This window comes from Blastococcus sp. TF02-09, from assembly GCF_003319105.1.
Classification (GTDB): Bacteria; Actinomycetota; Actinomycetes; order Mycobacteriales; family Geodermatophilaceae; genus Blastococcus.
In genome coordinates this window covers 456,750-475,432 of record NZ_QOHH01000003.1, presented here as the reverse complement: position 1 = coordinate 475,432, position 18,683 = coordinate 456,750, and the positions used below count along the sequence as shown (strand labels likewise).

General features: G+C 71.0%; 19 protein-coding genes. 5 read left to right on the top strand and 14 right to left on the bottom strand.

Going from position 1 to position 18,683, the window contains the following annotated elements; all coding sequences use genetic code 11:
- Positions 1–272 precede the first annotated feature (272 nt).
- A complete protein-coding gene (locus DQ239_RS07310; protein ID WP_113833715.1) occupies positions 273–695 on the top strand; it encodes an ester cyclase in 423 nt (140 codons plus the stop codon).
- A 176-nt stretch (positions 696–871) separates the two neighbouring features.
- Here the strand turns inward: DQ239_RS07310 and DQ239_RS07305 are convergent, their stop codons facing one another.
- The 11 genes from DQ239_RS07305 to DQ239_RS07255 form a co-directional block, all read right to left on the bottom strand.
- Positions 872–1,741: an urease accessory protein UreD gene (locus DQ239_RS07305; protein ID WP_113833714.1), complete on the bottom strand. Its 870-nt coding sequence runs from the start codon at positions 1,739–1,741 to the stop codon at positions 872–874.
- Entirely contained in the window at positions 1,741–2,463 is a 723-nt protein-coding gene (ureG, locus tag DQ239_RS07300) for an urease accessory protein UreG (protein WP_304542268.1), read from the bottom strand. Before ureG ends, DQ239_RS07305 begins: the two co-directional genes overlap by 1 nt.
- Positions 2,453–3,133 carry an urease accessory UreF family protein gene (locus DQ239_RS07295; RefSeq protein ID WP_113833712.1) on the bottom strand — a complete coding sequence of 227 codons (681 nt, stop codon included), beginning with the start codon at positions 3,131–3,133 and terminating at the stop codon, positions 2,453–2,455. Before DQ239_RS07295 ends, ureG begins: the two co-directional genes overlap by 11 nt.
- A gap of 33 nt (positions 3,134–3,166) precedes the next feature.
- On the bottom strand, positions 3,167–4,876 hold the full coding sequence (locus DQ239_RS07290; RefSeq protein WP_113833711.1) for an urease subunit alpha: 1,710 nt from the start codon (positions 4,874–4,876) through the stop codon (positions 3,167–3,169).
- Positions 4,869–5,261 carry an urease subunit beta gene (locus DQ239_RS07285; RefSeq protein WP_113833781.1) on the bottom strand — a complete coding sequence of 131 codons (393 nt, stop codon included), beginning with the start codon at positions 5,259–5,261 and terminating at the stop codon, positions 4,869–4,871. The genes DQ239_RS07290 and DQ239_RS07285 overlap by 8 nt, the downstream gene beginning before the upstream one ends.
- Before the next feature lie 89 nt (positions 5,262–5,350).
- A complete protein-coding gene (locus DQ239_RS07280) occupies positions 5,351–5,653 on the bottom strand; it encodes an urease subunit gamma (protein ID WP_113833710.1) in 303 nt (100 codons plus the stop codon).
- Between the two features lie 187 nt (positions 5,654–5,840).
- On the bottom strand, positions 5,841–7,175 hold the full coding sequence (gene mgtE, locus DQ239_RS07275; RefSeq protein ID WP_113833709.1) for a magnesium transporter: 1,335 nt from the start codon (positions 7,173–7,175) through the stop codon (positions 5,841–5,843).
- Between the two features lie 110 nt (positions 7,176–7,285).
- On the bottom strand, positions 7,286–8,212 hold the full coding sequence (locus DQ239_RS07270) for a universal stress protein (RefSeq protein WP_113833708.1): 927 nt from the start codon (positions 8,210–8,212) through the stop codon (positions 7,286–7,288).
- 78 nt (positions 8,213–8,290) lie between these two features.
- On the bottom strand, positions 8,291–9,517 hold the full coding sequence (locus DQ239_RS07265; RefSeq protein ID WP_199582731.1) for a DUF2254 domain-containing protein: 1,227 nt from the start codon (positions 9,515–9,517) through the stop codon (positions 8,291–8,293).
- A 751-nt stretch (positions 9,518–10,268) separates the two neighbouring features.
- The gene (locus DQ239_RS07260; RefSeq protein WP_113833707.1) at positions 10,269–11,333 is read right to left on the bottom strand and encodes a helix-turn-helix domain containing protein; all 1,065 of its coding nucleotides are present in this window, start codon (positions 11,331–11,333) and stop codon (positions 10,269–10,271) included.
- Positions 11,330–11,722: a hypothetical protein gene (locus tag DQ239_RS07255; protein ID WP_147252026.1), complete on the bottom strand. Its 393-nt coding sequence runs from the start codon at positions 11,720–11,722 to the stop codon at positions 11,330–11,332. Before DQ239_RS07255 ends, DQ239_RS07260 begins: the two co-directional genes overlap by 4 nt.
- Positions 11,723–11,991: 269 nt before the next feature.
- On the opposite strand from DQ239_RS07255, the gene DQ239_RS07250 reads away from it, so the two are divergent.
- From DQ239_RS07250 to DQ239_RS20590, 4 genes are all read left to right on the top strand, one after another.
- Positions 11,992–13,068, top strand: coding sequence for a M48 family metalloprotease (locus DQ239_RS07250; protein WP_113833705.1), 1,077 nt, complete (start codon positions 11,992–11,994; stop codon positions 13,066–13,068).
- A 243-nt stretch (positions 13,069–13,311) separates the two neighbouring features.
- Complete coding sequence (locus DQ239_RS07245; protein ID WP_147252024.1) at positions 13,312–13,638, top strand: hypothetical protein; 327 nt, start codon at positions 13,312–13,314, stop codon at positions 13,636–13,638.
- 70 nt (positions 13,639–13,708) lie between these two features.
- Positions 13,709–14,956 carry a DUF222 domain-containing protein gene (locus DQ239_RS07240; protein WP_113833703.1) on the top strand — a complete coding sequence of 416 codons (1,248 nt, stop codon included), beginning with the start codon at positions 13,709–13,711 and terminating at the stop codon, positions 14,954–14,956.
- Positions 14,890–15,273 carry an HNH endonuclease signature motif containing protein gene (locus DQ239_RS20590; RefSeq protein WP_147252022.1) on the top strand — a complete coding sequence of 128 codons (384 nt, stop codon included), beginning with the start codon at positions 14,890–14,892 and terminating at the stop codon, positions 15,271–15,273. Before DQ239_RS07240 ends, DQ239_RS20590 begins: the two co-directional genes overlap by 67 nt.
- 21 nt (positions 15,274–15,294) lie before the next feature.
- Here DQ239_RS20590 and DQ239_RS07230 read toward each other — a convergent pair whose 3' ends face one another.
- The 3 genes from DQ239_RS07230 to DQ239_RS07215 form a co-directional block, all read right to left on the bottom strand.
- A complete protein-coding gene (locus DQ239_RS07230; protein ID WP_113833701.1) occupies positions 15,295–15,573 on the bottom strand; it encodes a hypothetical protein in 279 nt (92 codons plus the stop codon).
- A 419-nt stretch (positions 15,574–15,992) separates the two neighbouring features.
- On the bottom strand, positions 15,993–17,024 hold the full coding sequence (locus tag DQ239_RS07220) for an ornithine cyclodeaminase (protein WP_113833699.1): 1,032 nt from the start codon (positions 17,022–17,024) through the stop codon (positions 15,993–15,995).
- Between the two features lie 112 nt (positions 17,025–17,136).
- Complete coding sequence (locus DQ239_RS07215; protein WP_113833698.1) at positions 17,137–18,681, bottom strand: acyl-CoA synthetase; 1,545 nt, start codon at positions 18,679–18,681, stop codon at positions 17,137–17,139.
- Positions 18,682–18,683 lie beyond the last annotated feature (2 nt).

Genomic DNA, 18,683 nt, shown 5'->3' with positions numbered 1-18,683 from the left:
GGTCAGCCGATGCGCAGGGCGCAGAGTCGCTCAACGGCGGGCTGCCGGCTGCTCCGGTCGTCGCCGAGAGGTGGATGTGTGCCAGGTCACTGTCCCTCTCCATGATGGCGACTGCCACCTGAGCTGCAGGTCGGCGCCGCGTCCGGCTGCGCGCCGGGGGGGGGCGGAGAGGAGGCGTCGCATCGGCTCACGGCCGGGTCTGGAGCTGCGCCGGTCGGGCTAGGCTCCGGCCGATCCGACACTTGCTGCCGTCCGCGACCGAGGAGTGAACGATGCCTTCGACGGACAACGCCCCCGACGCCGATGTGCGCGCGAACGAAGAGATGGTGCAGGACGCCATCCGGGTCATCTGGAACGACGGTGACCTCGACCGCATCCCCGAGTCCTACACCGAGGATTTCGTGAGCCACCAGCCCAAGGAGGGGTTCCGGTGGGAGCCTGGCCGTGACGGGTTGCGCCAGCTCCTCACCGGCACCAGGAAGCTGTTCCCCGACTATCACGAGCACATCGAGGACTGCGTCGCCTCAGGCGACCGGGTCGTCCTGCGCCTGCGGAACACCGGCACGCTGAGCGAGGCGATGGCCGGCGGCCCCGGGAAGAGCTTCGAGGTCGCCGACTTCATGCTGGCCCGGGTCGACGGCGGCAAGATCGCCGAGCAGTGGGGCCGGTTCGATCTGTTCGGCATGTACGCGTAGTTGGGCGTCCTCGAGCCGCCGCGCCTCGGTCCGGCCCGACCGGCGCCGGCCCAGGAGTCGCCGGCCCGCGACGACCAGGACACCGGCGAGGTGCCCGACAAGCACTTCTACCGGTGAAAGGACGACGGCGGCGCCATCCATCCCGACGCGTAGCCGGCGCTCACGCGTTGGGGGAGCTATCCGGAGGTTGCGAGCGCGGCCACTCGTGCTGGCAAGTTCATCCCGTCCCCGTCCGGCGCGCCCGCCGGCTCCAGCGGCGGGGGACCGAGGGCGCATAGGCCGAGGTCGAGCCGCCGCCGGAGGGCCAGCGCGTCGACGGCCAGCGCAGTGACTAGCCGACCGGAGTGCCCGACGGGGAGCGTGGCGGAATCCGCGTCGACGTCCACGAGGTGTGCGGCGGCGGGAACGTCCAGGGTCGGGTCGACGAAGAGCAGTGAGCCCACGGCGGCGCAGCCGGCGGTGACGGCCGGGCCGGTCCAGCCCGGCGCCCCGGCGCCCAGATGCAGTTCCTGATCGTGCAGCGGCACGCCCGCGACGGTCACCCGCAACCGCTGCCGGACGGTGCCCGGCTGCTCGCCGGTCCGCCCCAGTACGAGCTCTTCCCGGACGAGGAGGCGCGCGTCGGGAGCCAGGTCGATCCGCGTGGTTCCGTGGTGGTCACAGCCGCGGGCGGCGATCGTCGGCCCCGGCAGCCACACCAGCGTGCCGCCGGCAGCCACCCGGGCGGTGACGTGCGCGTAAGAGCGCTGACCGTGCGGGCCGGGGAGCACCAGCGTTGCGGCGACGGCGCGAAGCACCAGCACTGCGCCCGGCCCGACGTCAATGTCCAGGCTCAGCCGGTCCCCACCCAACGGGCCGCCCGCCCCGGCGACCAACGCCACCCGCGCCGGCGCCTGGCCCACCAGACGCCAGCACGGCACGGGTTCGGCAGCGACGGGATGAGTGGGCCGCAGCAGGTAGGGGGCCTCGGAGTGCAGCCGGCTGATCCGGGTGCGCCCCGCGGGACCGGGAGCTCGTTCGACGCCCAGTTCGGCGGCGGCTTCCATCAACCCACCGGAACGGCTAGCCGGGCACGCACCCAGTCGGCGACGTCGGCGGCGGACGGGTCCTGGGTCAGCGAGGTGAACAGCACCGGCAGGTCACCTCGCTTGGCCGCGGCGTCGCGCCGCATCACCTCCAGATCCGCACCGACCAGGGGCGCGAGGTCGGTCTTGTTGATGACCAGCAGATCCGCCCGCGTGACGCCCGGCCCGCCCTTGCGCGGCACCTTGTCCCCACCGGCGACGTCAATGACGAAGATCTGGTGGTGCACCAGTCCCTGGCTGAACGTGGCCGTCAAGTTGTCCCCGCCGCTCTCGACGAGGATCAGGTCGAGCGGCGGCAGGCTTTCTTCGAGCTCGTCGACCGCTTCAAGGTTGGCCGAGATGTCGTCACGGATGGCGGTGTGCGGGCAGGCGCCGGTCTCCACCGCCCGGACGCGTTCGGCGGGCAGCACCCCGTTGCGCAGCAGGAAGTCGGCGTCCTCGGTGGTGTAGATGTCGTTGGTCACCACCGCCAGCGCCAGCTGGGTGCTCAGTGTGCGACACAGCGCGGCGACCAGTGCGGTCTTGCCAGATCCGACTGGCCCGCCGATGCCGATCCGCAGGGCGCGGTCGGTGGTGCGGGGGAGTGCCCCGGACCGATCGGCGTGAACATGCGGGCGGTCGTGCGTGTGGGGCTCGTCGGCGTGGTCGTGCGTGTGGGACTCGTTGGCGTGGTCATGAGGCAAAGAGACGCACCTCCCAGGTGGCGTGGTGTTCGGCAAGGACATCGAGCAGTGGAGCGGTAGTTGCCGGCAGGTCGGCGGGATCACTCGTGGCGTAGTCGGCGCCGTCGCCGGCGATGCGGGTGACCTCCGGCCCGAACCGGGCGAGGGCCGCGTGGACGGACACGGGGTCCAACCCGAGCAGTCGCACCGCCGCCGTCGCGGGTCCGGCGATGGACTCCTGCGCGGCGAGCAGCGCCGCATCGGCCGGGGCAAGCCCGGCGGCCGCGGCGACGACGCCCAGTGCGACCGGCTGATGCGGTCCGCGGCCGACCGCGCCGGACAGCTCGTCCAGCAGCGGGTGCGGCCAGATCGTCCGCCCGGCCCGCACGAGCTGCCGGCCCAGCCGCCGCGAGGCAACGCGCAGGGCGGGGGAGGCGGTGCGAGCCTCGAGTTCCTGGTCCAGCACCGCAATGGCCGGCCCCGCCACTTCGGGATCCTTCGCCACCTGACAGGTGGCCGCGGCGAAGGCGGCGGCGACCAAGCCGACGGTGGTGAGCCGCCCGGCGAGGAACTGCACGAGGCCCGGAACGTCGTGCACGCCCTTCAGCTCGACGGCCGGCTCGAGTCCCCCTGAGTGTGCGTGGCCGCCGGCGGGCAGCCGACCGTCGGCCAGCAGGAGCAGCGCCGGCATCGCACCTGGGCCGGAAACGAGGGGGGCAATCATTCAGAACAGGAAATAGCGCTGGGCCATGGGCAGTTCCCTGGCGGGTTCGTGTTCGATCAGTTCTCCATCGACACGGACGGCATAGGTGTCGGGATCGACTTCGATGCGGGGGAGCGTGGTGTTCTCCGGCAGGTCTTCTTTGCCGCGGCCGCGGACGCTTTGGATGGCGACCAGCGGACGGCGGGTGGCCAGCCGGTCGGGCAGGCCGTCATCGAGTGCGGCCTGCGCGACGAACGCGACGCTGGTGTCCGCGGTCGCCGGCGTCTTGGCGTTGAACCCGAGGCGGGGTAGTACCGGTTGCGGCGTCGGGATCGAGGCGTTCGGATCGCCGAGCTGAGCCACGGCCACCATCCCGCCCTTGATGACCATGGTCGGCCGGATGCCGAACAGCGCGGGCTGCCACAGCACCAGGTCGGCCATCTTGCCCGGCTCCACCGAACCAACCTCGTGCTCGAGCCCGTGAGCGACGGCCGGACAGATCGTGTACTTCGCGACGTAGCGCCGCGCCCGATGGTTGTCCGCGCGGCCGTCACCGGGCAGGGACCCGCGCAGCAGCTTCATCTGGTGGGCGGTCTGCCAGGTGCGGATGATGACCTCGCCGATACGCCCCATCGCCTGGGCGTCGGAGGACATGATCGACAGCGCGCCAAGGTCTTGCAGTACGTCCTCGGCCGCGATGGTCCCGGCCCGGACCCGGCTTTCGGCGAACGCGAGGTCGTTGGGCACCTGCGGGTTGAGGTGGTGGGCGACCATGACCATGTCGAGGTGTTCGGCGATGGTGTTGTGCGTGAACGGCCGGGTCGGGTTGGTGGAAGCCGGGAGCACGTACCGCTCGCCGGCAATCCGGATGATGTCGGGTGCGTGGCCTCCGCCGGCGCCTTCGGTGTGGTAGGCGTGGAATGTCCGGCCTTTGACCGCGGCGAGCAGGTCTTCGACGAACCCGGCCTCGTTGAGGGTGTCGCTGTGGATGGCTACCTGAACGCCTGACTCCTCGGCGACGGTGAGAGCGGCGTCGACAGCGGCGGGGGTTGCGCCCCAGTCCTCATGCACCTTGAATTCGCCGGCGCCGCCGCGCAGCTGCTCCCACAGCGCCTCGGGGGACACGGTGTTGCCCCGGGCCAGGAAGAGCACGTTGACCGGCCACGGGTCGAAGGCGTCGAGCATGCGTTGCAACCACCAGGCACCGGGGGTGGCCAGAGTCGCCTTGGAGCCCTCGGTGGGGCCCGTTCCGCCGCCGACGACGGTGGTGGTGCCGGCACCGAGCGCCACCTCCATGGAGGCGGGGTCGACGAAGTGCACGTGGGTGTCGATGGCGCCGGCGGTCAGGATGAGGCCGTTGCCCGAGGTGACCTCGGTGGATGGGCCGATGACCAGGTCGGGGTGGATGCCGTCCATCGTCTCGGGGTTGCCGGCCTTGCCGAGGGCGGTGATCCGCCCGTCACGGATGCCGACGTCGGCCTTGATGACGCCCCAGTGGTCCAGGACCACCGCGCCGGTGATGACGAGGTCAGGGGTGCCCTCAGCTCGGGTGGCGCGGGACTGCCCCATCGACTCTCGGATGGACTTGCCTCCACCGAACACGGCTTCATCGCCGCCGACGCAGCGGTCTTCCTCGACCTCGATGAACAGGCACGTGTCGGCCAGCCGGATGCGGTCACCGGTCGTAGGGCCGAAGGAGGCGTCGTACTCCTGGCGACTGATCTCAGCCATCGAGCTTTCCTCCGCATTCTCCGCGGAGTCCCGCGACGATTCGTTGACCAGCGATCGGGATGAGTTCGACCTGCTCGGCCGCTCCCGGCTCGAAGCGCATGGACCCCCCGGAGACGACGTTTAGCCGCCGGCCCCAGGCGGCCTTCCGGTCGAACTCCAGAGCAGGGTTGACCTCGGCGAAGTGGTAGTGCGAGCCGACCTGGACGGGCCGGTCGGCGGTGTTCTCCACGCGCAGGGTGACCACGTCCTTGCCGACGTTGATGACGACCGGGTCGTCGCCGTAGAGCACCTCGCCGGGGATGAGCGGCTCATCCGCGTGGGGCTGGTCGCCGGTGTAGTGCCGGCGCTCGGCCTGCCGTTCCCCGGTTCCCGGCCGTCGGGGCATGCTCGGAGAGTTCGACCCGCTCGACTGGTGCCGGTCGGCGCCGCCGCGGGCGGCCCGACCGGGGTGGTCGCTGGGGTGCTCGCCGCGGCTCATGAGATCGGCGCCGTAACGGTGACGAGCTTCGTGCCGTCGGGGAAGGTCGCTTCGACCTGCACCTGTGCCAGCATTTCCGGCACGCCCTCCATGACGTCGTCCCGGGTGAGCACGTCACGGCCGGCGCTCATCAGGTCGGTGACCGTCCTGCCGTCGCGGGCGCCCTCCAGCAGGAAGGAGGTGAGCAGCGCGGTGGCCTCGGGCAGGTTGAGCTTCAGGCCCCGCTCCCGGCGCTCGGCGGCGAGCTTGGCAGCGGTGTAAATCATCAACCGCTCGCGCTCGTGCAGGCTCAGCAGCATGGACTACTCCCTGATCAGTGCGGTGGTTCAGTCACACTGTCAGTGTTTCTGGGCGTCCGCCAGGCGATCCGTTCTCGGGCCGCCGGTCTTCCTCGGCTGAGCGAAGGCGTTGCGCGACCAGTCCCGGAGGCGACGCCCGAGGCTCCACTCGCCGGTCCGCACTTGGGAGCCACCGCCGGACCGGGTCTCACAGCATGAGCCGAGCGATCCCGAAGTAGATGAGAAGGCCGGTGCCGTCCACGAGGGTTGTGATGAACGGAGCGGACACGACCGCTGGGTCGATGCGCAGCCGGCGAAGGACCGGCGGGAGGATTGCGCCAACCAGGGACGCCCACAGGACGATGGCCACGATGGTCAACGTGACGACGATTGCAAGGTCGTAGCCGACGTCGAGAAGGAGGGCCCGGACGAACGCGACGGCGGCGAGGACTACGCCCAGCATCGCTCCGGTCGCGGTCTCCTTGCGGATGACGCGCCCGACGTCGGACAGGCGGACGTCGTCCACCGCCATCGCGCGGACGAGTGTGGTGACGATCTGGGAGCCGACGTTACCTCCGGTGCCGATCAGCAGCGGGATGAAGAATGCCAGCGCGACCACGGCCTCTAGATCGGCTTCGAAGTGGCGCAGCACGGTGCCGGTGTAGGCCTCGGCGACGAACAGCGCCAGCAGCCACAGCACGCGCTTGCGCCAGAGCTGGATGGGTGACGCCTGTAGGTAGGGCACTTCAAGGGGCTGGGAGCCGCCGAGGCGGGAGAAGTCCTTGGTGGTCTCTTCCTCGATGATGTCGGCAACGTCATCGGCCGTGATGATGCCGACGAGACGACCGGTGTCCACAACGGGAAGGGCGATGAGGTCGTGTTCGGTGAGCAGCCGCGCCGCCTCTTCCTGGTCGGTCAGCGGGGCCACGGTGATGACGTCGGCGTCCATCAGCTTGGCGACCGGCGTGTGCGAGTCGCTGAGCACTAGGTTGCGCAGCGAGAGCACACCGCGGAGCTGTGAGTCCTCGTTGATGACGTAGACGTAGGAGATGGTTTCGGCCTCGGCGGCGACGCGCCGCAGGCCAGCGATGGCGTCGTCGGCCTTCACGTCGGCAGTGACCGCGACGAACGCTGGGGTCATCCGTCCGCCGGCGGAGTTCGGCGGCCAACGGGTGAGGCCTTCCAGCTCGGCGGCCCGCGCCGGCGGCATCGCGACGAGCACGCCTGGGAGCTTTTCGGTGCCGACGGCCTGGAGAAGATCTGTCGCCCGGTCCGGAGGAAGTGCGGCGAGTACCCGGCCTGCCTTGGTCGGGTTCAGGTGCACCAGGAGGTGGGCGGCGTCCCGGGCGCGCAGCGATCGGATCAAGGCGGCGAGTGTCCCGTCATCGACCGTGTCGGTCAGCGCCGCCGTTTCGGTCGGGGACAGGGAGTGGAGCTGTTCTGCTCGGTCCCGGGGGCCGATGCGCGCCCGAACCCACCGGCCGGCCGCCTCCTGGTCTCTCTCGAGCACAGCGCTGCGCAGCGTCGTCGACGTCCCGTTCACATCAGCACCTCGAGTTGGTTGTCGCGTCCCACCCGGGAAACCTGCGCCTTGACCTTGGCAGCCCGCGGCCGACGGAGCGAACCAGGCTGGTGTCCGTAGAGGGACGCAGGTCAGCGGAGGACGGCGACGGGGCAGTGGGCAGCACGGACCACGCTGTGGCTGACCGAACCCATGACGAGCCCACCGAGAGCTCCCCGTCCGCGGGAGCCCACCACCAGCAGCTGGGCGTCTTGGGACGCATCAACTAGTCCCTGTACGGGCTGGTCGGCGAGGGTCTGCCCGGTGAACTGCACGTGAGGGAACTCGGTACGCACGCGGGTCAGCTCGTCATCCAGCAGGTCGGTCGCGTGTTGGGCGAGGGAGGACCAGTCCAGGCCGCTGGCGGCACGGAGGGCGTCGAGCCCGGGGTGAGGTGCGGGTTCCCAGGCGTATACGGCGGTGACCGTGGTGCCGCGCAGCGTGGCTTCGTTGGCGGCGAACCGAAGCGCTCGTTGGGAGCCCGCTGAGCCGTCCACACCGACGACGACGGGACCGGACTCGGCGGTTTCGTCGCGCGCGGCCATCGGCCCGACGACGACCACCGGTGCGGCGAGGGTCTCCAGCACCTGGACGGCGGTGGAGCCCAGCAACAGCGTCGCGAAGCCGCCGCGGCCGCGGGAGCCGATGACGAGCAGCTCGGCGAACTCCGCTTCGCTGTTCAGCGCTGCGGCGGTGGGCCGACCGACCAGGACCCCGCTGCGTACCTCCAGTGCGGGATGCAGCTGGTGGAGGAAGTCGGTGGTCGCGTCCAGGAGTGGCTGGGAGCGGGCCTGCCAGTCGATCGCGGCCCACGCCAGGTCGGTGGGAAATGCGCCCGGGGGTGGCGGTACGACGTGGATGACGTGCAGCGGTACGTGCCGTCGGGTGGCCTCGGCCGCGGCCCAGCGGGCGGCGGCGCTGCTGCTGTCGGACCCGTCGATGCCTACGACGACGGGTCCAGTTCCGCGTGGCACTGGTCCCAGCCGCTCGGGTGACTCGTCGGCGTCACGATCGGTCATGGCGGCCGCCTCCCGTGCTCCGGTGGAGTTCGCCCACCCTGGCACAGAACTGCCACCGGGGCGGTCGTTCCCGAGTGGTCAGGCGTCGCCGCTGCGGTCGGCCGGATCCTGGCCGAAGGCGACCGCCCGGATCCGCTCCAGCTCCTCGGGTTCCAGCCCCGGCTGCTTGTCCATGGCGCTCATCAGCAGCTGCATCTGCTGTTCCAGGGCCGGTACGTGCTGAGGGCGGTCGGCTTCCCGGACCAGGGTGATCAGCATCCGCAGCACCCGCAGAAGTGCGGTGACGACGTGCGGCTGGGTCACCGATGTTTGGCGCAGCTGATCGAAGCTGTGCGCGATGTAGTCGTCGTGGGACAGATCCCACGGGCGCAGGAGAACACGCCCGGCGGGCCCGGCGGTGGCGACAGGCGGAAGGTCGGACAGCAGGAGGCGGCGCAGCAGGCCACCGATCCGCAGGGTGACCTCCACGGCCGTGGTGGGGTCGTTGATCGCTGAGCTCAGCGCCCGCAAGCCGATGTCGACCAGCTGCCGGATGGCGAAGTCGACGTCGTACTGCATGGTGCGGTTGTCGGCGACGGTGACGGTGGACGCCAGCCGGCGCGTGGTGGCGCCGGCGTCGGCCGGAGCGGGCCACACGGTCACCAGCGGCTCACCTTCGTGGATGTAGGCACCGATCCGGGTCTCCAGCCGCGCGGTCGTGTGCGGTGGGAGGGCGGCGAGCATCCGGTCACCCGGAGCCTGGGTGACCCAGCCGTCACGGGGAGCGTGCACAGTGAGAGTGGCCCCCGCCTCGGCCGCCGACCCCTCGGGCGCCTTCTCGGCGCTCAGGCCGACACGCTGCTTCTCGGCGATCACCGCCTGGCCTTCGGTGGCGATGGAGTGCACCACGTGACCGACCTGGAGGCCGCGGGCCAGATGGTCCAGGTGGGCGACGATGAGCAACACCGTGGCGACGGTCAGCGCGACCGCGACCGTGAGCGTCACGCGCGGTGCCGGCGCGTCCGGGTCGGCGCTGATAGACCGCAGCGTCAGCACGCAGTAAACGAAGGTGGCGATGAGCAGCCCGATCACGACCTGGCTGAGCCGGTCGCGGACGAAGGACCGCATGACGCGAGGCGAGAACTGGCTGCTGGCCAGCTGCAGGCTCACCACCGTCAGCGAGAAGACCACGCCGGCGGTAGTGATCATCGCGCCGGCGACCGTGCTCAGCAGCCAGGTTGCGGTGTTGCTGCTCATCGCCAACGTGCCCGGAACGGTTCCGTCGTGGCCGAGAACGTGATCGATGGCTCTACTGAGCTCGGCCATGACCACGCCTCCCCGACGACGATCAGCGCCGGCAGCAGGAACAGGCTCTCCCGGGACCGGTAGATGGCTGCCGCGACCCGCAGTCGCAGCAAAGGTTCAGGCTGGGAGCTCATCCCCACATCCCACCAGGCAGGGCCGGCGTCGCGCTCCGGCAGCTACCCACCTGACGCCCTGCCGCCGGGAGTGGTTGGCCCTGGTACTCCGTTTGCAAGGCGTCGGGCATCGTCAACGACCCCAACAACTGGTCCCGCGAGGTAGGCGATCCGCGCTACATCGTCGACCTGCTGGCACGCATCGTCCCAGTCTCCTTGGAGACGATCAAGGTGGTGGACTTTCTGCCCCCGCTTGATGTCCGCCGCGACGGGTGTACGACACGGCACGGCCAGGCCGCAATCACGGTGCGCCGGTCGCCCCCGCGAGACGACACCTGGCCGTCCGTACCTGGCGTCGCTCGTGGGCCGGCGGCCCGTGCCCGCAGCTTCACGACGTCGGGGTCATTTAAGGCCCGGGCGTGCCCTATCCGTGTCTTAAGCACCGGCCAAAGGCGGTGGTCATCGGTCAGCAGGGGTCAGTCCCGGATGCTCGTTTATGCAGCTCAGCGTGGCCTTGACGCTGGTGAGTGCGTGGAGCGGCTAACCGGGATCGAACCGGCATGGCCAGCTTGGCCGGCTAGGGATCGTCGCCGCTGCCTGCTTCGCTCTTAGACAATCGGTCGTCAAGGGAAAGGTCGACCGTGCCCGCATCCACGAGGTCATGCTGCGCCGCGGGATGCGCGACGGCGGGAGACGGTGCGCTTCGTGGTGCCGAGCTGGGCAGCAATGTCTCGGATAGAGCTGCCGCGGGTCGTGAGACGGCGGATGACCTCCTGTTGTTCGACCGTGGTGAGGTCCTCGTAGGTGATGTGATCGCCGGCAAGCGCACGTTCCACGGCGATCTCGTCCATGTCGTTTCCAGGGGAGGTGCCGACGATCGCCGGCGGCGGTACGGAATCGGTGTCGATGTCGTCCCAGGCCAGCGGCGGCAGCCACCTTCGTGCCGCAGCGTGGGCTCTGGCGGCGTCGGCGGCCGCACGCTGCTCGCTGGTCGTCCGTGGTGGTCGGTCGTTCCACAGCCGCTCGTAGAGCGTTGCGATGTCTTGGGCGGTGCGGGCGGTGACGAAGTCGCCGGTCATGCTGCGGCGCAAGCTGCTCGGGCGACGGTCGAGCTGGGCGGCCAATAGCTCGGCCGGCCAGCCGATCGCGATGAGCGCTTGCAGGCGACGGCGGGTGCCGGTGGCGTCGACACGGCTGTTCGGCGCACGGTTGGCGTCGTCGATACGGATGCCCAGCACGCGCGTGGCCGTGCTCGGGCGGACCCTCTGTGTCCTTGGGGTGTCGCCGCGGCCATGCTGTGCGAGCTCGCGGATGTGGCTGACGGAGAAGCCGGCGAGCTGCGCGATGCGCTCGACGCCGATCCCGGCTGCGCGCAGAGCAGCGATGTGCTCGCGGACGGGGCCGGCGTCGACGTAGGGGTGCCAGCGGCCGTAGATCCGCTCTCGGGTGACGCAGCGGCTGGCGGCGGTGTTGGCGGCGGTGCATTCGGTGCAGCGGCAACGGTCCTTGACGTAGGCAGCACGGGTTCCGTGCCGATGGCGGGCCTGCGGATGGGTGCAGTCGCGTGGCACTCGCCCCTGGAGTCGCGCGGCTCGGCGAGCGGCTTGCTCGAGGCCGCGCCGATGCTTGGCGCAGGAGTGCTGCCGATGACGAGCGTCGGCGAGTGCGGCGCTGGCGTAGTCGGCGGTGTAGCCGCAGGACGGGCAGGTGCGGCTGACCCTCATAGCCGCCTCGGCTGCCGGGAGGGCTCCGACCTCCCGGTGGCGCGGAGGTGGCGGCCGAGGACGCCGGCTCGGTGAAGTCTGTCCTCGATCCAGTCGGTGCGGACGGTGCCGGCGTCACCGACGTGCTCGTCGAAGGCCATCGCGGTGAACTGGGCGGCGACCGACGACCATTCGTCGTCGGAGAGCGACCGCTCCAGATGGGCCTCGACGGTGGGCCGGTCGACGTAGGCGACGCTCGCTTCGAGGAGATCGCCCAGATCGGTCAGCAGCCGGTAGGCGTCGCCGCCGTAGGCGGTGACGGCGGCCTCCAGAGCCCAGGGGCGAACGGACTCCCGAATCAGCGCAATGCCGTCGTCGCCGCCGGTGACCTGGGGGCCAGAGGCGCCCACAACGGGACGGGGGCCCGTGTCGACCCCGCGCGCTTTCCGGGCTTGCTCCTCCATCGGCGCTCCACTCCTGCGGCCGTTGCTCTCAGCCGGAGAAGGCGCCATTTCGGCCCGTTTGGTGACATGGTCAGCGAAAGTCTTCGCGACTGCGCCGAGGACGTGGTGCGCGCTGGACCTGGTACTGGAGGCCGTGGGCAGACGTGACGGCGACCGCGCATGTCAGCACTGGTCGGCAGGCTGACCGGCACCTGCTGCATGGGGGAGGTCCGAAGATGACGATGAGCGAGCGTCGACCGCGCGATGATGCGCGTCGCCACGCCGTCGGGGATGGCCTCTGGCGGATAGTCGCCGCAGCCCCCGCCGTGCTCGGCAGCTCGCTGCTGATGCTGGCGTCCGTCCCGCTGGGCCCGTGGGCGGCGCTGTTCCCGTTGCTCTGGGTAGCAAGTGCGGCGGTGCTGATGACGCGGATCGGCGAACGGATAGCCGTCCGCTGCGCCTACAGGTTCCGTCGGCCCAGCCCGGCGCAGGCTGTAGCGCTGCAGCCCGCATGGGCGACTGCCCTACGAGTGACCGCCGCCGGTGACGTCGAGCTGTACGTCCAGGCCGCTCGGGCGCCCAACGCGTACGCCGCCGGTGGACGCAGCGTCGCGGTCACCAGCTGGGCCGTGGAGGACTACAAGTCCGGACGACTGTCGGAGAACCAGCTGGTGGCTGTGCTGGTTCACGAGCTCGGCCATCACGCCTCCGGAGGGACTCGTCCGATGCTGCTGGTGTCGTGGCTGGCCGCGCCCTGGCGCGTGGCGAGGAACCTGCTGATCGCTCTGACGAGCGTTCTGTCCGGGCGTCAGAGCCAGCGAGGAGTCATGGTCGCCGTGGTCGTCGGACTGGCCGTCGCCGTGACCCGGACACTGCACCAGGGGCAGTGGATGGTCGGGGGAGTGCTGGTCTTCCTCGGGCTGGCGGTGGTTCTCTGTCCCCTTGCTGACGCCGCGATCAGCCGGCGGGTCGAGTTCGCCGCCGACAGCTTCGCTGCCGACCACGGCCTCGCGCTGGAGCTTGCCGCCGCCCTTCGCGCGCTGGATGACGGACCGGCGGCCCGCGGATGGTGGCAGCGGTGTCTGGCATCCCATCCGATTTCCGACCAGCGCATCCGCGCGCTCCTCGCGGCGACTGCCGCTTCGCCGAGCGACGGAGACAGCGGGACGTCAGGGGTGCCTGACCGCGCCGACGAGGGAGTGGGGGAGCGGTCGACCGCCCGCTGCGGCGAGACCAGGCACTCTTTAAGCACCCAATACTCCCGCACCCAGTCGTCCCCAACCGCCGTAACCAACGCTCCGCACCTGCTCTGACCAGCATGGTCAGCGTCAGTCTGCACTTACCAACGGTCCAAGATCAAATCGCAGGGTTACTGGTTCAAGTCCAGTCGGGGGAGCTCTCGCAAGGCCTCGACCGCTGGTCGGGGCCTTCGTCGGTTCCGGGGAGCGACGATCTGCGCGGAGGCCGCGACCCCGTCGATGACGCTCTGGTCTCGATTGATGGTGCGGTTCGCTCGTCGCAGGATTCGCGACCCCGGCGGGCGCTAGTTTCCGGTGATGCCGACCGTCGACGCCGCTTCGTGCCCGGTGTGCGGCCGACCGTGGTCGGACGTCGATGGCGGTAGGAACTGGCTGCACCTGGAAGTGACGCGGCACGACGAACTCGACCGCCTGGACTTCCTGGACGTCGACTTCTGCTCCCAGGAACACGCCGCCGAGTGGTTGCGCCGGCCGCTGCCTGCCCTGTCCTCGGAGCCGGTGTACACGGTGAGCGCGCGTGACCGGCTCGTCGACGCGGGGCTGGCCCTGTTCTTCGGGTTGCTGATCGCCCTCGCTGTCCTAGGGGTCTGGACGGCGGGGCGGTTCGTCGTCGGTCTGTTCTGAGGCGCCCGGTCTGCGCGAACGTGCAGCTCGGAGCCCGAAAACTGTCGTACCCCCGGCCTAGCGTGATCGCATGGCAGTCGGAGGCGGGTACGCGGTCGGTGTGACCGTCGTGCCGCTCGATGCCGCGCCGTCGCGGTGGCCGCAGGCCGATCCTGAGCCGCCGTCGCTGGAGCAGCGGTTGAGCGCGTGGCTGCCGCGGCGGCGGTCGTCGGCTGAGTCCGCGGCGCTGATGCAGCAGACCCAGGCCGCCGAGGCGAAGCTGATGGCGCTCAAGCTCGAACTGGCTCTCGACATCGCCGCCCAGCGCCCCGCGGGTGGCGATCTTCGTCCTGGACGGGGGCGAGCGCTCGACGACGGGCCGCTCGACACCAGCGAGTTCGTGCTCGACGAGCTGGCGCTGATCCTGAACACGAGCCGGACGGCGGCCGTGATCCTGCTCGACCAGGCCCACATCTTCGCGACCCGGTTGCCCGCGACCTGGGCGGCGCTGGCCGCCGGCCGGCTCGACTGGTCGCGCGCTCGAGCGATCGCCGCGGAGCTCGGACGGCCGGCGGACGACAGGGATCCTGCCGTCGTCGCCGCTGTGGAACGGGCCGTCCTGCCCATCGCGACCGAGCTGTCGGTGCGGCGGCTGCGGGAGCGCATCCAGCGCGAACTGGTCGCCCTCGACGAGACGGCCGAGGACCGGCGCCGCGAGGAGGCCCGGAAGGCTGCGGACGTGACGGTCCGGCGGGTCGGGAACGGGATGAGCGAACTCGTCCTGCGCATGCCGCACCAGGACGCCGTGGCCTGTCGGAGCACGCTCGACACCCACGCCCACAGTGCCCGGGACGCCGGCGACCGTCGGCCCATCGGAATGCTGCGCGTCGGGGCCGGCATCGACCTGATGCTCCGGCCCTGGCAGGAGCGGCCGCCGGTCACGGCGCACGTCACGGTCGTCGCGCCGCTCGGTGCGCTCACCGTCGGCGCCTTCCTCGACTCCGGCGCGCCGGTGCCGCCCGCCTTCGTCCGTGGTGGCGCCGCGGCGCCGGTGGGCGAGGTCGAAGGAGAAGCGGTCACCGCCGCGCACCTGCGTGAGCTGCTCGTGCAGGTGGATGCCCTGTGCCCGGGCGGGCTGCAGGCGCCGACCGGTGGCACGCTCGACTTCGCGGTCACCGACGCCTGCGGGCGGCTCCTGGCCGTCACCGACCGCCGGGAGCTGGAGCGCCTCGCCCGACGCGGCTGCCCGGCCCACCCGGACGGGACGTGCGGGTGCCCAGTGCTCTCCGCGCCTCCGTGGACCGGTACACGCCGTCGGGAGGGCAGCGTCGCTTCCTGACGACACGCGACCGCACCTGCCGCCACCCCGGGTGCCATGTCAGCGCCGGCTGGGCCGACCTCGATCACGTCATCCCGCACGGAGCCGGCGGCGCCACCGACTGCGCGAACCTGTGCTGCCTGTGCCGCCGGCACCACCGGCTGAAGACCCACGCGGACGGCTGGACCCACACCCTGAGCGACGACGGCGTGCTGACGGTGATCACGCCGTCCGGGGTCACCCGGGTCACCCGACCGCCGGGCTGGCGGGTGCTCACCGAATCACCCGACCCGCCGGTGGAATCGGCACCGGTGATCGAGGACCCACCACCCTTCTAGTTCCGCGGGCTTGCCTCCCCATCAGACGGTCCAGCCCGGCTGCGCTCCCAGTTCGCCGACGGGGACCGACAGCTCCGGCGCGTCCGGGCACGTCCACGCCGGACGACCGTCGTCGGTGTCACCGAGGGAGAGCGGGTGCGCGTGGCGTGGGCACGGCGGCCACGCTCCGTGGACCTCCTCGATGATGTCGTCCTGCACCTCCTCGGCGAGGTGGACGATGGCTTCGTCCTCGTCGGTCAGGTTCGGTAACTCCCGATGGGAGTGCGGGGTCTCGAGCCACATCTGCGGGAACGCGAGCATGCACCACCACCGTCCAGCTCGGAAGCAGGTCGGTGGTCGCCTCCACGTCCCGGAACACCCGACGGGCGACGTCCTCCCAGAACCGGCGGAGCGCCGGCAGGCGGTCGCGCCACTCGGCCATGGCCCGCCGGTCCCGGTCCAGCACCCGACCCGGGCCGGCGCGCCGGTCCCAGGCGACCCACCTGTCGATCTCGTCGAACAGCTCGTTGGTGCCGGTCAGGTCCGCGTCCTCGCCGGCGACCCGCAGGCTCAGCTCGCCGTATTCGACCCACAGCACGTCCCATCCGACGGAGAGCCGCCACGGGTCGTCCACGTCCCGCTCGGCCCGGATGCGCGCAGCCACCTCGCTCAGGGCCTGCTGCACCGGTCCCACTCCTCCTGGTCGGGCCAGCTCGTCGGGAAGCCGTCGTCGTCCGAGCTCATGCCGGCAGGCGCGAGGCAGCGGTGACCATGCCGAAGAGATCCTTGGGGTCGTCGGGCTCGGGGACCAGGTCGATCTCCTTCACCCACGGGGTTCCCCGCACGGCGTCGCGCAGGTAGCGCAGTGCCGAGAAGTCCTCGACGGCGCAGCCGACCGAGTCGAAGACGGTGACCTGCTCCGCCGTCGTGCGGCCGGGGCGCCGCCCGGTGAGCATCTCCCAGAGCTCCGTCACGGGGAAGTCAGGACCGAGCGCCTGGATCTCGCCCTCGATCCGGGTCTGCGGGGCGAACTCGACGAACACCGCCGCGTCGCGCAGCACCGCCGGGTCCAGCTCCGTCTTGCCCGGGCAGTCGCCGCCGATGGCGTTGACGTGCATGCCGGGCTCGACCCAGCCGGCCGGCAGCACGGTGGCCACCGCTTTGTCGGCCGTGCAGGTGGTCACGACGTCCGCCCCTCGGACCGCTGCCCGCGCAGAGGTCGAGACGGTCACGGTGAACCCGAGCGGCTCGAGGTTGCGCTGCACCTTGGCAGCGGCGGCCGGGTCGGTGTCCCACACCACGACGTCCCCGATGCCCAGGGCGGCGCTGCGCAACGCCAGAGCCTGGAACTCGGCCTGGCTACCGGCGCCGATCAGGGCCAGTCGGCGGCAGTCCGGGCGGGCGAGAGCCGCCGCTGCGACGGCCGAGGTCGCGGCCGTCCTCAGGGCGGTCAGGAGGGTCATCTCCGCGAGGAGGACCGGGTAGCCGGTCGACACGTCGGCCAGCACGCCGAAGGCCGTGACCGTCAGCAGGCCGCGGGCCGGGTTGGCCGGGTGCCCGTTGACGTACTTGACGGCGTACGTCTCGGAGTCGCTGACGGGCATGAGCTCGATGACGCCGAGCGGCGAGTAGTCGGCGACCCGAGGGGCCAGATCGAGAGTCGGCCAGCGCCGCAGGTCTGCTTCCAGAAAGCCGGCGATGCCGGCGATCGCCTGCTCCACCCCCGTCGCGGCCAGCCACCCGACCATGTCGCTGACGCCGACGAACTCCATCTCCCGGCCCTCGTCTCCGCGCGGAGCGCTCCTGCCCGGGCCGGCACCGGTCCGGTGCCTGCCCTGGCAGGAGCATGCCCCGCAGCGTCGCCCAGGAGTAGCGACAGCGACGTCAGCTCACCGTGGCCGCGTACTCGTCGCGGAGCTTGCCCTTCACCATCTTGCCGGTGGGCGTGCGCGGCAGGCTGTCCCGGAAGTGAAACTCGCGCGGGACCTTGTAGCCGGCCAGCTGCTCCCGGGCGAAGGCCGCCAGCTCCGCGGCCAGGTCGTCGGCGACCTCCACGCCCGGCGCGGGCTCGACGAAGGCGACCACGCGCTCGCCCATCTCCGCGTCGGGGACGCCGATGACGCCGATGTCGCCCACCTTCGGGTGCAGCGTGAAGGCGTTCTCGATCTCCTGCGGGTAGATGTTGACCCCACCCGAGATGATCATGAACGACGAGCGGTCGGTCAGGTACAGGAACCCGTCCTCGTCCAGGTAGCCGAGGTCGCCCACGGTGGTCCAGCCGGGGTTCTCCGGATGCTCCGCACCCCGGGACTTCTGCTCGTCCCCGTGGTAGCTGAACGGCCGCGTGCCCGTCGCCGAGGCGAAGTAGATGGTCCCGACCTCGCCCGGCCCCAGCTCTCGGCCCTCGGCGTCGCAGACGTGCAGGCTGCCCGGCGTGGTGGGCCGGCCGACCGACCCCGGGTGCTCCAGCCAGGTCGCCGAGTCGATGAACGTGGATCCGGCGGCCTCGGTGGAGGCGTAGTACTCCATGATGATCGGCCCCAGCCAGTCGATCATCGCCCGCTTGACGTCCGGCGGGCACGGTGCGGCCGCGTGGATCACCATCCGCAACGAGGACAGGTCGTAGCCGCTGCGCACGCTCTCCGGCAGCTTGAGCAGCCGCACGAAGTGGGTCGGCACCATCTGCATCTCGGTCACGCGGAACCGCTGGATCGCCTCGAGCACGCCCTCGGGGTCGAACTTCTCCATCATCACCACGGTGCCGCCCAGCGACTGCACCGCGGTCATGAACGCCATCGGTGCCGCGTGGTACGCGGGAGCCGGCGACAGGTAGATCGACTCGGCCGACATCCCGTAGAGCAGCTGCAGGGTCGCCGACATCGCGCTCTGCTCGTCCACCTGCGCCCCGGTGAGCGGGCGCTTGATGCCCTTCGGCCGGCCGGTGGTGCCGGACGAGTAGAGCATCGTGTCGCCGCGCGGCTGGTCCCCGAGCGGCTCGTCCGAGGCCGCGTCCCGCACCGCCTCGTAGCTCTCGTAGCCCGGCACCGGGCCGCCGAAGGCGAGGCGGTGCGTCACCGACGGCGCCTGCAGCTTGGTGGCGAGCTCGGCCAGGTTCGCCGAGACGAGCAGCACCCGCGCGCCGGAGTTCTCGATGATGTAGTCGGCCTCCGGCGCGGCCAGGTGGCTGTTCGCGAAGGTCACGTACAGCCCGATGCGCACGCCGGCCCAGTACAGCTCCAGCGTCTCGGGCACGTTGTCGCTCAACACCACGACGGAGTCACCCGGCACGAGCCCCACGGTGTCGCGCAGGAAGTGCGCGGTCCGGCGGCTGTTGTCGTCGAGCTCCCGGTAGGTCAGCGACCGGCCCGAGCCGGCCATCACCAGGGCGAGCTTGTCCGGCGTCGTCTCCGCCCACGTCCCCGGGTACACGC

Bases quoted from the DNA above. Each gene is read 5' to 3' on its own strand.
- DQ239_RS07305 (WP_113833714.1), bottom strand. From the start codon at position 1,741: ATGGAAGCCGCCGCCGAACTGGGCGTCGAACGAGCTCCCGGTCCCGCG.
- DQ239_RS07280 (WP_113833710.1), bottom strand. From the start codon at position 5,653: ATGCTGCTGAGCCTGCACGAGCGCGAGCGGTTGATGATTTACACCGCT.
- DQ239_RS07220 (WP_113833699.1), bottom strand. From the start codon at position 17,024: ATGGAGTTCGTCGGCGTCAGCGACATGGTCGGGTGGCTGGCCGCGACG.
- DQ239_RS07310 (WP_113833715.1), top strand. From the start codon at position 273: ATGCCTTCGACGGACAACGCCCCCGACGCCGATGTGCGCGCGAACGAA.
- DQ239_RS07240 (WP_113833703.1), top strand. From the start codon at position 13,709: ATGGCAGTCGGAGGCGGGTACGCGGTCGGTGTGACCGTCGTGCCGCTC.
- DQ239_RS07250 (WP_113833705.1), top strand. From the start codon at position 11,992: ATGACGATGAGCGAGCGTCGACCGCGCGATGATGCGCGTCGCCACGCC.
- DQ239_RS07260 (WP_113833707.1), bottom strand. From the start codon at position 11,333: ATGAGGGTCAGCCGCACCTGCCCGTCCTGCGGCTACACCGCCGACTAC.
- DQ239_RS07285 (WP_113833781.1), bottom strand. From the start codon at position 5,261: ATGCCCCGACGGCCGGGAACCGGGGAACGGCAGGCCGAGCGCCGGCAC.
- DQ239_RS07230 (WP_113833701.1), bottom strand. From the start codon at position 15,573: ATGCTCGCGTTCCCGCAGATGTGGCTCGAGACCCCGCACTCCCATCGG.
- DQ239_RS07290 (WP_113833711.1), bottom strand. From the start codon at position 4,876: ATGGCTGAGATCAGTCGCCAGGAGTACGACGCCTCCTTCGGCCCTACG.
- DQ239_RS07270 (WP_113833708.1), bottom strand. From the start codon at position 8,212: ATGACCGATCGTGACGCCGACGAGTCACCCGAGCGGCTGGGACCAGTG.
- DQ239_RS07245 (WP_147252024.1), top strand. From the start codon at position 13,312: ATGCCGACCGTCGACGCCGCTTCGTGCCCGGTGTGCGGCCGACCGTGG.
- DQ239_RS07295 (WP_113833712.1), bottom strand. From the start codon at position 3,133: ATGCCGGCGCTGCTCCTGCTGGCCGACGGTCGGCTGCCCGCCGGCGGC.
- DQ239_RS07265 (WP_199582731.1), bottom strand. From the start codon at position 9,517: ATGGCCGAGCTCAGTAGAGCCATCGATCACGTTCTCGGCCACGACGGA.